Source organism: Planotetraspora phitsanulokensis (assembly GCF_016863295.1).
GTDB lineage: Bacteria > Actinomycetota > Actinomycetes > Streptosporangiales > Streptosporangiaceae > Planotetraspora > Planotetraspora phitsanulokensis.
The window spans coordinates 1-13,624 of sequence record NZ_BOOP01000038.1 but is presented as its reverse complement, the minus strand read 5'-3'; the positions used below and the strand labels follow the sequence as shown (position 1 = coordinate 13,624).

The following is a 13,624-nucleotide window of genomic DNA, read 5'->3' as shown; positions in this document are numbered from 1 at the left end:
GAACGATCATCCGGACACATAATCGACGTGTGGGAATCCGCAATCCCGACGATGTCCGCATTTCCCCAGAAGTCATCGCGGCCGCCGTTCCCAGAGAGAACGACGCACGGGTCCTGTGGGCCCGTGCGAGAGCAGGGCTGCTCGCCGCCGCCCCGGTGGCGGTCGTCGCGTTCGTCCTGGTCCAGACGACCGGATCGTCATGGTGGTTCGTGCCCGTCTGGCCCGTCGCCCTGGCCGTCGCGGCGTACGCCGACGGGGTCGTGCTCCTGCACCGGGAGGCGGAGCGCTCCGCGCGGAACGGCCGTGTCGCCGGGTCGCTGTTCGCCCGGGCGCTCGGGAGCGCGAGGGATGTGCGCGCCGAGGATCTGCGGCCCGGCGACTGGGCGGCCTCCAAGGCCGAGTACGCCGAGAAGACCAGACCCATCCGCCGGCGGAACTCGGACAACGAGGCGGACCACCTCCGGCGGAAGGCGCAGCGGGAGGAGCGTGAACGCGAGGCGAACCTCAAGTTCACGATGGATCTCGCGGAATGGACGGCGAATCCGGAGGGGCCGCGGCCGACCCGGCCCCGCGTCCCGGGGGTCCCGAAGCCGTACCGCCATCCGCTGCCTCCGCCGGAGTTCGCACCCGTCCTGGTGCGCGACCTCTCCGGGGACGAACGCACGTCAGGGGTCTGGTTGGCTGGCCGGTCCCTCGCCCGGGCGGGCGCCGCCGACCACTTCCTGTGCGTTGGCGGGGGAGCGCCGGTACGCGTCGAGAAGGAGGACGCCACGCTCGCGGAGGCGGTGTCCACCCTGATGGCGGCGCTCTCGTCCTCCTGGGTTCAGGAGAGCGCCCTGGTGGCGTCCATGATCGAGGCAGGGCATCCGCCCCGGTCGGCGCGGCACGCCGTGCGGGCCTGCGTGGCGGTCGGGCTCGCCGTGCCCGACCCCGAACGGCGCCGCACCCTGCTCGAGGGGCTGCCCCGGTTGCGGGCGAGGCTGGGCGTCGAGGCCCGAGACCACAGGCTCAAGCTGAGCGGCCTCGGCGCCGCGTGGACGCGTTCGGTCTCGCCGCCCACGGTCCGGGAGCCCGCCGAGCCCGCCCCGCCCGCGATCAGCCAGCAGTTCCACATCTACAACCCGACCCTGGCGCCGTACTCGAGCATCGGCGGCGTCGGCGACATCGTGCACAACGAGCGGGATCCGGAGATCACCGCGCTGGTGAAGGCCGTCGTCCAGTTCCTGGAGGCGCAACGCGACCGTTTCCCGGAGACGTCCGATCCGGCAGGGCTCGAGGCGGCGCTGAAGGATCTCCGCGGGGCGCTGGCGGAACCGGACATGCCCGTCTCCCGTGTACGGAAGACGCTCGGCGTCGTCTACCAGGTGGGCGTGGACCTGGCGGTCGGCGTGGGCGGCAACTTCCTTTTCGAGGGCATCAAGAAAGTGATCGGCATGTAAAGCGCTCATGGTGATCGGCCGTGAAAGATCGGTGAGGAGGGGCCCGCGGTGTCCGAGGACGAGTTACGCCTGGAGAACGTGCGCCACGGCCCGGCGGGCGAGTTCGTCGACGCCGGCCGCCGCTGGCTCGGCCGTCGCGGCATGCGACTCACCGTCCACCCGCACACCGACGGGTGGGCCGGGCACATGAGGCAGGCCCCGCAGACCGACGGCCTCAACCCGACCTTCGACCCCGCGCACAACCCCATCTCGGCCGACGACGCCTTCTGGCTCGGCGTCCGTGACGCACGTGACGAGGTGGCCGGATGCGTCGCGGCCCGCCTGCTCGTCACCCCCGACTTCATGGGCATGATCGGGTCGCTGCGGTTGTGGTACGACCCCGTTCCCGCGGCGTTCGCCGTACCGAACCCGCCACCGCTTCCCGGAGACCTCGGCATATCCGGCCGCGTCGGCCACTTCGGCGGCCTCTGGATCCATCCGGCTCACCGGGTGGGCACGGTCTCCCGCCTGCTGGTGCACTTCCTGGCGCGCGCCGCCCGCCTCGCGGCCCTGGACCGGTTCGGCAGCGCCTGGGAGACGAGTGTGAGCTTCCACCGGCTGGCCTCGCGGCCGGCGTTCAGGGCCGCGCTCGGATTCGAGCACGTGCTGTCCTGCCATGACGGGTACTTTCCGCCCACGGGACGGGTGGAGAACGTCCACCTCAACTACAGCGCTCCCGGTCACATCCTGCGCATCGTCGCGCAGACCACCGAGGCGCTCAGGGCGGACGACGGCCTGAAGCCCTGTGCTTCGCCCGCCACATGACCGTGTCCCCGGGAGAGGAAGAGCGATCACCTGTGTCTTCGATGGACGAGCCCGGCGAGGAGACGTTCGGCGACCGTGCGTGGCGCCCCCGTCTCTTCGACGCCGAGCGTGACGCCGGCGCCGTCCAGCGGCTCGTGGACGACGGGGTGGCGTGGCGGGTCCACGACACCCTCGACGGGCAGCTGCGGCAGCTCGTCAGAAGCCGCGATCCCGCCATGGCCGCGGACGACCCCCTCGTCGACCGCCGCCTCGCGGAGATCCTCGACGGCGGGGACCTCTCGACGTACGGCACCTGGGCCTGGTTTCCGTGGTCGGCCCGGCTCGTGCACCTGCTGCCGCGTGAGGAGTTCCACGAGCTGCGCACCGACCGCAACCGCTACAAGATCACCAGGCGGGAGCAGGACACGCTCGCCGGCAAGCATGTCGGGGTCGTCGGACTGTCGGTCGGGAACGCGGCGGCCGTCACCATGGCGCAGGAAGGAGTCGGCGGATCGTTCAGGCTCGCCGATTTCGACCGGATCGAGCTGTCCAACCTCAACCGCCTCAGAGCCGGTGTGCACGATCTCGGGATCGACAAGACCGTGCTCGCGGCCCGGCAGATGGCGGAGATCAATCCCTACCTGGGCATCTCCACCTTCCCTCAGGGGCTGAGTGAGGACGACTTCGACGACTTCCTGCTCTCGGGAGGCCGGCTGGATCTCGTCGTCGAGGAGTGCGACGACCTGTACGTCAAGATCGCCATACGGGAACGGGCACGGCACCACGGCATTCCCGTGGTCATGGACACGAACGACCGCGGAATGCTCGACATCGAGCGTTTCGACCTCGAGCCCGGCCGTCCGATCCTCCACGGGCTGCTCGGCGAGGTGCGCGCGGAGGACCTGCGCGACCTGTCGACGGCGGACAAGGTTCCCTTCGTCCTCGCCCTGCTGGACGAACGGCGGATCAGCCCGCGCCTGGCCGCCTCCCTGCCCGAGATCGCGCGCACCGTCTCGTCCTGGCCCCAGCTCGCCTCCGGCGCGGCTCTCGGCGGCGCGATCGTCACCGACGCCGCCCGCAGGATCCTTTTGGGGGAGAACGCGCCGTCCGGGCGCTACTACGTCGACCCCTTCGAGCCGGTCACGGGAGCGGCCCTGACAGCCGAACCGAACCGCGAGGCGGGCGAAATGTGAAGTACAGCCGGCGTATCTCGAATGTGTTTCAGATCTTTCATGTGCCGTTTCTGATCTTGCTTAGCATCCAGGTGCCCAGCAGCGGACGTGACGTGCATGGAGGAATCGACGATGCGCTTCAGGAAAACGAGATCCGCGATCCTCGCGGTGGTCGCGGGAGCGGCGGCGGCGGTCGCCGGGCTGTCCGGCGCCGCGAGCGCCGCGCCGGCCTCGCAGTTCAGCGTGGTGAACGGGGCGATCACCGCGGCGAAGGGCACCCCGGTGCCCGCGTCGGGAACCCAGGCCTCCCTGTGGAGCGATTCCAGCTACGCCACCACGACGATCGACGGCTCCGGCCGCGTGCAGATCGGTGCCATCGGCGACAACTGCCAGGGCTGGCCGACCATCCGGGTGACGGCCGACGGCACGCTCCTCGGCGACACCACGATCGTCAGCGCCACCCAGTACGGGACCTATCCGGTGGGTCCCGCGCTCGGCGCCGGCACGCACACCATCAAGATCCAGCTCGTCAACGACCTGCAGACGACCGTCTGCGACCGCAACGTCCACATCGCGTACGCCCGGATGGAGACGCCCGTCACGGACACCACGTTCAGCTTCGCTGTCATGCCCGACACCCAGCAGGAGGTCCTGAACGCGAGCGACACCCGCTTCAAGAACCGCACCGACTGGCTGGTCGCCAACAGGTCCGCGCTTGACCTGCGGTTCGTGACGCACTCCGGCGACGTCGTCAACTGGGACACCCCCGATCATTCGCAGTACGTGATCGCCAGGAACGCGATGCGGTCGCTCGAGACGGCGAAGATCCCGTACTCGCTGGCGATCGGCAACCACGACACGCAGGCCACCGGCGTCGGCGGGTCCGCCCGTGACCCGGAGCACACGCGGGAGCTCGTGCGGGACACCAGCGTCTTCAACCAGTACTTCACCGCCGCCCAGTACGGCGCCGTCAAGGGGCAGTTCGAGACGGGCAAGGTGGACAACTCCTACTCGACCTACGACGCAGGCGGCGTGCACTGGCTCGTGCTGACCCTTGAGCTGTGGCCGCGGACCGAGGTGGTCGACTGGGCCAAGGGCGTCGTCGCGGCCAACCCGCACCACAACGTCGTGGTCGTCACGCACGACTACATCGACGCCAACGCCAACATCGAGCAGAGCGGTTCCTACGGGGCCAACAGCCCGCAGTACCTGTACGACAACCTGATCAAGCAGTACGCCAACATCAAGTTCGTCTTCTCCGGTCACGTGGGCGTCGCCGGGAACCGGGTGGACACCGGCGTCCACGGGAACAAGATCTACTCGTTCCTCCAGACGTTCCACTCCAACACCACCAACCCGGTACGCCTGGTGGAGATCGACACCAAGGCCGACTCCGTCCGTACCTGGATCTACGGCCCGTACAACAACCAGTCGTTCACCGAATACGACCGCTCCTTCACCACCATCGGCCTCGTCCGCTAGCCCCTCGTGGTGATCATGCACGGGTTCGTGAACGTGCGCGTTGACCTGCGCAGAGGCCGTGCATGATCACGGGGGGAGGAGGTGGACGGGGAGGGTGTCGAGGCCGTGGATCAGGGTGCTGAGCGTCCATTTCAGCGTGGCGGGCTCCGCGCCGAGCTCCAGCGAGGGGAACCGGGCGAGGAGCCGGCCGAGCGCGATCTCCGCCTCCATCCGGGCCAGTGGTGCGCCGATGCAGTAGTGGATGCCGTGCCCGAAGGCCAGGTGGCCACCGGAGGGGCGGGTGACGTCCGGCAGTTCGGGATGGGGGAATCGGTCGCCGTCGCGGTTGGCGGCGAGCAGGGAGATCATGACGAACTCGCCGGCGGGGATCTCGACGTCGCCGACGCGGACGGGTTCGTCGGTGAAACGCAGGGTCGCGATGTTGACGGGCCCCTCGAAGCGCAGGAACTCCTCCACGGCGCCCGGGAGCAGGGACGGGTCGGCACGCAGGGCCGCCAACTGGTCCGGGTGGAGCAACAGGGTGAGCACGCTGTTGGCGATCAGGTTGACCGTGGTCTCGTGGCCGGCCACCAGGAGGAGGAACACCATCGACACGACTTCGTCCTGCGACAGCCGGTCGCCCTCGTCCGAGACGTGCACGAGTTCCGACAGCAGGTCGTCGCCGGGCGCCGCCCGCTTGGCCGCGATGAGTCCGGTGAAGAAGGCCGTCAGCTCCCGGTGGGCCGTGCGGATGACGTCTTCCGACGCGTCGGTGACGAACGGCTTCGACCAGGCGCGGAACTTGTCGCGGTCGGCGTCGGGGATGCCGAGCAGGTCGCAGATGACGGCGATGGGCAGGGGGAAGGCGAACGACTTCACCAGGTCGACCGAGCCGGCGGCCGCCATCTCGTCGAGCAGATCGTCGGTGATCCGCTCGATGCGCGGGCGCAGCCGGGCCACGGTGCGGGCCGTGAACGCCTTGTTCACCAGCGTGCGCAGCCTGGTGTGATCGGGCGGGTCGGAGTTGAGCATGTGGAAGGACAGCGCCGAGGAGTGCGCGCCGGCCGTTCCCGCGGGGAACAGTTCCAGCGCCCGCCTGGCGTCCTTGCTCAGACGGGGATCGGCGAGCAGCGACTTGGCCTCGGCATATCGGGTGACCAGCCAGACCCTCAGCCCCCGGTACACCGTCGCGGGGATCACCGGGCCCTCGGCGCGAAGGCGCCGATAGACCGAGTGCGGATCCTGATAGAACGCGCGGTTCAGCTTGACCGGTTCGCTGGTCACAGGCCAACGGTACTCGTGCCGCCACCTGCGCCTTCGTCCGCCCTTCGCGCGCTCGGCCCGTCATCCGAGGAGCGCCGGCGCTCAGGCGTCGCGTGCCCGCCGGGCCCGGTACGCGGTCGCCTTGGCGCGGTTCTGGCAGGACAGGTCGCAGAACCGCCGCGAGGCGTTGCGGCTGACGTCGTAGAAGACGCGATCGCACGCGTTGGCCGAGCAACGGCCGAGCCTGGCCGTACGGCCGGCACCGATGATCATCGCGATGCTGGTGGCCATGTCGGCGATGTAGGAGTCCACCGGACCCTGGCCGACGGCGTGGAAGGCGAGCAGCAGCGGCTGCCCGGGCCGGGCGTGCAGGTTGGGCATCGCGTGGTGCGCGGCGAGCAGGTCGTTCAGCACGTCCGCCGCGCCCTGGACGTCGCCGTCCACGCACGCGTCGACGGCGACGCGCAGGCGGCGCACCGCGGCGGTCAGCACCTCGGCGCCGCCGGGTCCGAAGGGGGCCGTGTGCAGGGACTCGTCCGCGGCCAGCGCGTCCTCGATGATCGCCAGCTGGTCGGCGCCCGAGCGTGGCGGTTCGACGTGCTGACCGTGCGCGCGCTCGCTCGTGAGGTCGTTGACGAGCCGGAGGGCGAGTCCGGCGAACTCGGCCACGTAACTATCAAACGTCTGTTGACTAGTGATTCCGTTTGACTCTATCGTCACTGCCATATCGTACATAGGTAGTGATTAGAGGAGCCCCCCAATGGCCGTTGTCCCGTTGAGCGACGCCAGCCGCGTCGTCGCCGGCCTGCTGTTCCTGACGATCGTGACCATCGAGTTCGGCGGCTGGTTCATGACCAAGATCGTCCGTGGTGACGTGCCGATGACCGACTTCCAGAAGTCGTTCGCCCGCGCCGGGCACGCCCACGCCGGCGTCCTGGTCACGCTGGCCCTGGTCTGCCAGGTCCTCGCGGACGCGACCACGCTCACCGGCGGAGCGGGCTGGGTCGCGCGGCTGGGCGTCCCGGTGGCGGCGGTTCTGATGTCCGGAGGGTTCTTCGCCTCGTCGGCCGGCCGGGGGATCACCGCGCCCAACCGCTTCATCGCGATCCTGTGGCTGGGCGCGGCCGCGCTCGCCGCGGGCGTGATCACCCTGGGCGTCGGCCTGCTCACCGCCTGAGGCCCCGCCCCGCGGTCAGTCCTGCCCCAGCCACAGGTCGGGTCCGAAGACCTCGTAGTGGACGGCGGAGGCGGCCACTCCCCGCTCGAGCAACTGGGAGCGGACACTGCGCATGTACGGCAACGGCCCGCAGAGGTAAGCGGTCAGCCCGTCATGCAACTCGACTCCCGACAGGTCGACGTAGCCGGAGTTGGGCGCCGGGCTGCAGGTGCAGTGGCCCAGGTCCTCGTACCACCGGTGCAGGCGGGCGGACGGCAGGCCGTCGACCAGCCGGACGAGTTCCTCTCGATGGGCGTGGTCCGCCGGCGAGCGGTCGGCGTGGATGACGGTGACCGGGCGGGTGGAACCGCTGGCGGCGAGGTGCTCGACCATCGAGAGGATCGGGGTGGCCCCGATGCCGGCCGAGGCCAGCAACAGCGGGGTGTCGCCGCCGGGCATGGTCACGTCCCCCGCCGGAGCCGAGACCGTCAGCACGTCGCCGGGCCGCACGTTGGCGTGCAGCCAGTTGGACACCTCGCCGTCGGGGGCCTCCCCGCCGTGCACGCGTTTGACCGTGATGCGCCACTCGTCCCGCTCGGGGGCGCTCGACAGGCTGTACTGCCTGATCTGCCTTGCGCCGTCGGGCAGGACGACCGCGACGCTGATGTACTGACCCGGCTTGAAGGTCAGCGGGATCTGCGGCCGCAGGGTCAGGGAGACGGCGTCGGCGGTCTCGCTGCGCCGTTCCACCACCGTCGCCTGCAGCCAGCCCGTCGTGGTGTCACGGCGCAGCCTCGTCTCGATGGCGATCAGCGCGTTCGCCATCAGCCAGTAGACCTCGTCCCAGGCGCGGACCACCTCCGGGGTCGCGGCCTCGCCGAGCACGTCGGCGATGGCGGCGAAGAGGTACTTGTGCACCACTTCGTATTGCTCCGTGGTGACGCCGACCGAGACGTGCTTGTGCGCGATCCTGGCGAGCAGGGCGTCCGGCCGCTCCTCGGGGCGCTGCACCAGGATGGACGCGAAGGCGGCGATCGACCCGGCGAGGGCGCTGCGCTGGCTGCCGTCGGCCTGGTTTCCCCGGTTGAACAGCTCGCGCAGCAGTTCGGGGTGTTCGGCGAACATCGTGTCGTAGAAGCGCGCGCTGATCTCCCCGATGGCTTCACCGACGGCGGGCAGGGTGTCGCGGACGGTGCCGGCCGCGTGCGGAGACAACATTGATTTCCCCCGAATTAGTAAGTGATCTTCATATTTAAGCGCGGATGTCGACGAACACGTCCACGTTCGCCGGTCACCCGAGGCTGAGCAGGACCGGCCCTGTCGGAGAGGTGACCAGGTCGCCCACGGTCAGCGGGTCGAGCGCCGAGTAGAAGGCCTGCTGCGCGTCACGCAGTGCGCCGCGCAGGCGGCAGGCCGCCCGCAGCGGGCATGGAGGGTCGCCCTCGCATGCGACGACCTCCTCTTCGCCCTCCAGTTCACGGACCAGCCAGCCGAGCGACGCCGCGCGGCCGAACCCGGTCACCTGCAGGCCGCCGCCGCGTCCCCGGTGGGCCTCCAGCACCCCGAGGTGCTGGAGGCGTGCGACGACCTTGGCGGTGTGGGTGTAGGGGATCGCCATCGCGTCCGCCACCTGCTGGGTGGTGAGCGTCGTCCCCTGCTCCGCGGCCGCCAGGCGCATGGTGACGCGCAGGGCCATGTCGGTGAACTTCGTCAGTCGCACCGTGTGACCGTATCAAACTGGTACAGAAAATACCAATTAAGGTCAGTCCGCGACGGGGAGGTAAATGCGCCCGCCGCCCGCCGTGAACTCCTCCGCCTTGGCCTTCAACCCGGCCTCGATCTCGTCGTGGCCGTACTTGTCCGCGATGTCCCTGCTGATCCGCATGGAGCAGAACTTCGGCCCGCACATGGAGCAGAAGTGGGCGGTCTTCGCTCCGGGGGCCGGCAGGGTCTCGTCATGGAACGACCGGGCGGTCTCGGGGTCGAGGGACAGGTCGAACTGGTCCTCCCAGCGGAACTCGAACCGAGCGTCCGAGAGCGCGTCATCCCAGGCCTGAGCCTGTGGGTGCCCCTTGGCCAGGTCCGCCGCGTGCGCGGCGATCTTGTAGGTGATGACACCGGTCTTCACGTCGTCCCTGTCCGGCAGCCCCAGGTGCTCCTTGGGGGTGACGTAACACAACATGGCCGTGCCGTACCAGCCGATCATCGCGGCGCCGATGCCGGAGGTGATGTGGTCGTAGCCGGGGGCGATGTCGGTGACGAGCGGGCCGAGCGTGTAGAAGGGCGCGTCGCCGCAGAGTTCGCGCTGCAGGTCCACGTTCTCCTTGATCTTGTGCATCGGCACGTGGCCGGGGCCCTCGATCATCACCTGCACGTCGTGCCCGCGGGCGACGGCGGTGAGTTCGCCGAGCGTGCGCAACTCGGCGAACTGCGCCTCGTCGTTGGCGTCCGCGATCGAGCCGGGGCGCAGCCCGTCGCCGAGTGAGAACGCCACGTCGTAGGCCGCGAAGATCTCGCACATGTCCGCGAAGTGCTCATAGAGGAAGCTCTCGCGATGGTGTGCCAGGCACCAGGCCGCCATGATCGAGCCGCCGCGGGACACGATGCCGGTCTTGCGCCGCGAGGTGAGCGGCACGTGGGCCAGCCGTACGCCGGCGTGCACGGTCATGTAGTCGACGCCCTGCTCGCACTGCTCGATCAGCGTGTCGCGGTAGACCTCCCAGGACAGGTCAGCGGCCACGCCGCCGACCTTCTCCAGCGCCTGATAGATCGGTACGGTTCCCACCGGCACGGGAGAGTTGCGAATGATCCATTCGCGGGTCGTGTGGATGTCCCTGCCGGTGGACAGATCCATGATCGTGTCGGCGCCCCACCGTGTGGCCCAGGTCATCTTCTCCACCTCCTCCTCGATCGAGGAGGAGACGGCGGAGTTGCCGATGTTCGCGTTGATCTTCACCAGGAAGTTGCGGCCGATGATCATCGGTTCGCTCTCCGGATGGTTGACGTTGGCCGGGAGGATCGCCCGCCCCGCCGCCAGTTCTGCGCGCACGAACTCCGGGGTCACCCCCTCCCTGGCCGCGACGAACTCCATCTCGGTGGTGATCAGCCCCCGCCGGGCGTAGGCGGCCTGCGTCACCGGCGCCCCGGTCGCCCGCAGCGGGCGCCTCCCGTCGCCGTGGAAGGCCCCCGCGGTCCTGTCCGCCCAGGCCGCCTGGTCCTTGAAGCCGTCGTCGATCGGCCGGACCCGCCGCCCGCCGTACCCGGCGACGTCGCCCCGGCCGAGGATCCAGTCCTCGCGCAGCCGCGGCAGGCCGCGGGTGACGTCCGTGGTCACCGCCGGATCGGTGTACGGCCCCGAGGTGTCGTAGAGCCGCACCCGCCCGCCGTCGGACAGCAGGACCTCACGCATCGGAACACGGAGGTCACCGGTGTAGATCTTGGAAAAACGCGCGTCACCCATCGCGCAACTCCCTTCGCCGGCATTACCCGGAGCAGGTTCTGGCGGTCGGCGGCTGATGGATAGCCGTCCTCTCAGCCCGGTCACACCGGGCTCCCGCGTCGGTCGGCGTTACCGTAACCCGGCCCCGGAAAGAGATCAAGGGACGAGCGGACGGCGGGCCGGTCAGGGCTGAGCCGGTGGCGTCAGGAGAAGCGCTCGATCGTCACGGGGATCAGCCCTTCGTAGCGCATCACCGTCGTCAGCTCGCGAAGCAGCGGCCGTACGGCGGCGTCGGCCGGTCCGGCCAGGCAGGCGGTCAGGTCGAGGCACCACGCCACGCCGGGTCCGATCCGGCGAAGATCCCAGCTGAACAGGTCGCCGGCCACGCTCAGGGTGGCCGTGCCGGCCACGCGCGCCCGCGGATCCGCGAAGTCGCCGGGGAGCGTCATCCGCCAGAGCGCTCGCAGGCGAGCGAGGCCCTCGCCCGCCAGGTCCCCGGCGAACAGCACGCGGTAGAGGCGCCTGTCGTGGAACCCGTCGGGAACGTCGGGCGAACCGAGCAGCAGGGGAGGCTCGCCCAGCGGTTCGCGGTCGTGGAAGCGCGACCGCAGCTCCGCCTCGCCGGGCAGTTCGCCCCCGCCGAGGCGCCGGTAGACGACCTCGGCGTCACGGCGGGGGACCGCGGCGACGCGGCGGCGGAGATCCGGCTCCCGGCGCATGCCGCGGCTGAAGGCCGCCGAGCTCCACCACTCGCCGTCCGCGGCGGTCCATCCGGCGCAGTCCAGCCCGATCGCCGTGTGGTCGCTCCCGAGGGCGAACTCCTCGACGACGATTCCGTCAGCGGGCGTCCCATCTGCCGGGCGGTCCGGCAGCACCAGGTAGTAGTCCAGCGCGTCCGCGCCGGCGACGGCGGTCGCCGCGGACGGACGCATCTCGATGGCCATTCGCCGCATCCCCTGTTCCGAGCCTCGATGACGCCGAGCATTCTCGACCCCGGCATACCGGGTGTCCACCGTGGGGCGCCTCTGAAAAGACGCCTCTGGAAGAGACGCCTCTGGAGGACCGGCGGCCGGCTTGGCAGCATGTTCCGGGTAATCCGGAATCCCCGGCGATCCCGTGTCCGGTATCGCCGGGCGGCTTCGACGTCTCTGTTGAACGGCGCCGCGGAGGCGCTCGCGGACAAGGAGAGACCGTGAAGTACATGATCTTGAGCTACGCCTCGCAGCAGGACTACGACAACATGGCGGGCATGGACGCCGGAACGCCGGCGTGGTCCCCCTCGGACTTCGCGGCGATGGGCGCCTTCATGGAGGCGTTCAACAAGGAGCTCGAGGAGTCGGGCGAGCTCGTCGAGACGCGTGGCCTGGAGGCTCCGGTCCACACCCGGAGGATCGGGTCGAAGAACGGCGTCCCGGTCGTGACGGACGGTCCGTACGCGGAGACCCAGGAGGTTCTGGCCGGCTACTGGATCGTGGAGTGCGACAGCTTCGACCGGGCCACCGAGATCGCCGCCCGGCTGGGCGAATGTCCTGGCCCGGAGCACGTCGCCGCGAGAGCCTATGCGGACATCCGCCCGATCCAGGAGTCCCGGACGGAGCCGGAGTACTGACCGCGTCCGAGGCCGAGGACCTGCTGCGCCGGCTGGCGCCGCAGGTCCTCGGCGCGGTCGTGCGGCGTTACGGGCAGTTCGACACGGCAGAGGAAGCGGTCCAGGAGGCGCTGCTCGCGGCCGCCACGCAGTGGCCCGAAGGGGGCGTCCCGGACAACCCCCTGGGGTGGCTGATCACGGTCGCGTCGCGCAGGCTGACCGACCTGCTGCGGGCCGAGCAGGCTCGCCGGCGGCGTGAGGACGCCGTCGCGCGGTGGGCGCTTCCCGGCGATCGGACGGCGCCCGCCGCCGACAGCCCGCCCGCGGAGACCGACGACACGCTGATCCTGCTGTTCATGTGCTGTCACCCCGCGCTGTCTCCCGCGTCCCAGATCGCGCTCACTCTGCGCGCGGTGGGCGGGCTGACCACCAGGGAGATCGCCCGGGCCTTCCTCGTGCCCGAGGCCACCATGACCCGGCGCATCAGCCGCGCCAAGCAGCGGATCAAGGACAGCGGCGTCCCCTTCCGCATGCCCCGGGGCGCGGAGCGCGCCGAACGTCTCGGCGCGGTGCTCCACGTGCTCTACCTGATCTTCAACGAGGGCTACGCCAGCACATCGGGCCCGAACCTCTACCGAGGCGAGCTGTCGGCGGAGGCGATCCGGCTGGCCCGCGTGGTCCATCGGCTGCTGCCCGATGACGGCGAGGTCGCGGGATTGCTCGCCCTCATGTTGCTCACCGACGCCCGCCGGCCCGCGCGCACCGGTCCGGACGGCGAACTGGTCCCGATGGCGGAGCAGGATCGCGGCCTCTGGGACGCCGGCCGCATCGCCGAGGGCGTCGCGCTCATCACCGAGGCGTTGCCGCGCGGGGTGCCGGGGCCGTACCAGCTCCAGGCGGCGATCGCGGCGGTCCACGACGAGGCGCCGAAGGCCGAGGCGACGGACTGGCCGCAGATCACGGCGCTGTACGAACTGCTGATGCGCATCTCCGACAATCCCATGGTGCGGTTGAACCACGCCGTCGCCGTGGCGATGGCCCGCGGCCCTCAGGAGGGACTCCACCTCCTCGGAGAGCTCGCGGCCGACGAGCGGATCGCCGAGGATCACCGGCTCCACGCGGTCCGGGCGCACCTGCTCGAGATGTCCGGTGATCATGTCGCGGCCCGGGAGGCCTACGGAGCCGCGGCACGGCGGGCGACCGGCCTTCAGCAACAGCGCTACCTGAACTCCCGCGCCGCCCGTCTGTCCGACGGTTCGTGACACGCGGGCCGCGACCGGCCCGCTACGCCGCGACCGCGCCGTCGCGCACCGCTTCGAAGAT

At 70.2% G+C, this 13,624-nt stretch carries 13 protein-coding genes and 1 riboswitch; of the genes, 7 read left to right on the top strand and 6 right to left on the bottom strand.

All coding sequences use genetic code 11. From position 1 onward, the window contains the following. The first annotated feature begins 29 nt into the window (after positions 1-29). The 4 genes from Pph01_RS34745 to Pph01_RS34730 all read left to right on the top strand — a co-directional run bounded on the left by Pph01_RS34745 (position 30) and on the right by Pph01_RS34730 (position 4,876). A complete protein-coding gene (locus tag Pph01_RS34745; protein WP_204077456.1) occupies positions 30-1,439 on the top strand; it encodes a hypothetical protein in 1,410 nt (469 codons plus the stop codon). 48 nt (positions 1,440-1,487) lie between these two features. After that, the gene (locus tag Pph01_RS34740) at positions 1,488-2,243 is read left to right on the top strand and encodes a hypothetical protein (protein ID WP_204077455.1); all 756 of its coding nucleotides are present in this window, start codon (positions 1,488-1,490) and stop codon (positions 2,241-2,243) included. Between the two features lie 41 nt (positions 2,244-2,284). Then, complete coding sequence (locus Pph01_RS34735) at positions 2,285-3,415, top strand: ThiF family adenylyltransferase (protein WP_204077454.1); 1,131 nt, start codon at positions 2,285-2,287, stop codon at positions 3,413-3,415. A 111-nt stretch (positions 3,416-3,526) separates the two neighbouring features. Then, on the top strand, positions 3,527-4,876 hold the full coding sequence (locus Pph01_RS34730) for a carbohydrate-binding domain-containing protein (RefSeq protein ID WP_204077453.1): 1,350 nt from the start codon (positions 3,527-3,529) through the stop codon (positions 4,874-4,876). A gap of 66 nt (positions 4,877-4,942) precedes the next feature. On the opposite strand, the gene Pph01_RS34725 is transcribed toward Pph01_RS34730, so the two are convergent. After that, positions 4,943-6,139, bottom strand: a complete 1,197-nt coding sequence (locus Pph01_RS34725; RefSeq protein ID WP_204077452.1) for a cytochrome P450 family protein — start codon at positions 6,137-6,139, stop codon at positions 4,943-4,945. An 81-nt stretch (positions 6,140-6,220) separates the two neighbouring features. Continuing rightward, a complete protein-coding gene (locus Pph01_RS34720) occupies positions 6,221-6,787 on the bottom strand; it encodes a CGNR zinc finger domain-containing protein (protein WP_204077451.1) in 567 nt (188 codons plus the stop codon). A 91-nt stretch (positions 6,788-6,878) separates the two neighbouring features. On the opposite strand from Pph01_RS34720, the gene Pph01_RS34715 reads away from it, so the two are divergent. Next, the gene (locus Pph01_RS34715) at positions 6,879-7,295 is read left to right on the top strand and encodes a hypothetical protein (RefSeq protein WP_204077450.1); all 417 of its coding nucleotides are present in this window, start codon (positions 6,879-6,881) and stop codon (positions 7,293-7,295) included. Positions 7,296-7,310: 15 nt separating this feature from the next. Here the strand turns inward: Pph01_RS34715 and Pph01_RS34710 are convergent, their stop codons facing one another. The 4 genes from Pph01_RS34710 to Pph01_RS34695 all read right to left on the bottom strand — a co-directional run bounded on the left by Pph01_RS34710 (position 7,311) and on the right by Pph01_RS34695 (position 11,657). Further along, on the bottom strand, positions 7,311-8,492 hold the full coding sequence (locus Pph01_RS34710) for a globin domain-containing protein (protein WP_204077449.1): 1,182 nt from the start codon (positions 8,490-8,492) through the stop codon (positions 7,311-7,313). A 73-nt stretch (positions 8,493-8,565) separates the two neighbouring features. After that, the gene (locus Pph01_RS34705) at positions 8,566-8,994 is read right to left on the bottom strand and encodes an RrF2 family transcriptional regulator (protein ID WP_204077448.1); all 429 of its coding nucleotides are present in this window, start codon (positions 8,992-8,994) and stop codon (positions 8,566-8,568) included. Positions 8,995-9,036: 42 nt separating this feature from the next. Continuing rightward, positions 9,037-10,734 (bottom strand): phosphomethylpyrimidine synthase ThiC, encoded by a 1,698-nt coding sequence (gene thiC, locus Pph01_RS34700; protein ID WP_204077447.1) that lies wholly within the window; start codon positions 10,732-10,734, stop codon positions 9,037-9,039. Continuing rightward, positions 10,726-10,841, bottom strand: a riboswitch (TPP riboswitch). Its footprint overlaps the gene before it by 9 nt. Before the next feature lie 75 nt (positions 10,842-10,916). Then, complete coding sequence (locus Pph01_RS34695; RefSeq protein ID WP_204077446.1) at positions 10,917-11,657, bottom strand: hypothetical protein; 741 nt, start codon at positions 11,655-11,657, stop codon at positions 10,917-10,919. Positions 11,658-11,914: 257 nt separating this feature from the next. Between Pph01_RS34695 and Pph01_RS34690 the strand changes: the two genes are divergently transcribed. Then, on the top strand, positions 11,915-12,322 hold the full coding sequence (locus Pph01_RS34690) for a YciI family protein (RefSeq protein WP_239117238.1): 408 nt from the start codon (positions 11,915-11,917) through the stop codon (positions 12,320-12,322). Next, complete coding sequence (locus Pph01_RS34685; protein ID WP_204077444.1) at positions 12,238-13,563, top strand: RNA polymerase sigma factor; 1,326 nt, start codon at positions 12,238-12,240, stop codon at positions 13,561-13,563. The genes Pph01_RS34690 and Pph01_RS34685 overlap by 85 nt, the downstream gene beginning before the upstream one ends. Positions 13,564-13,624: the final 61 nt, after the last annotated feature.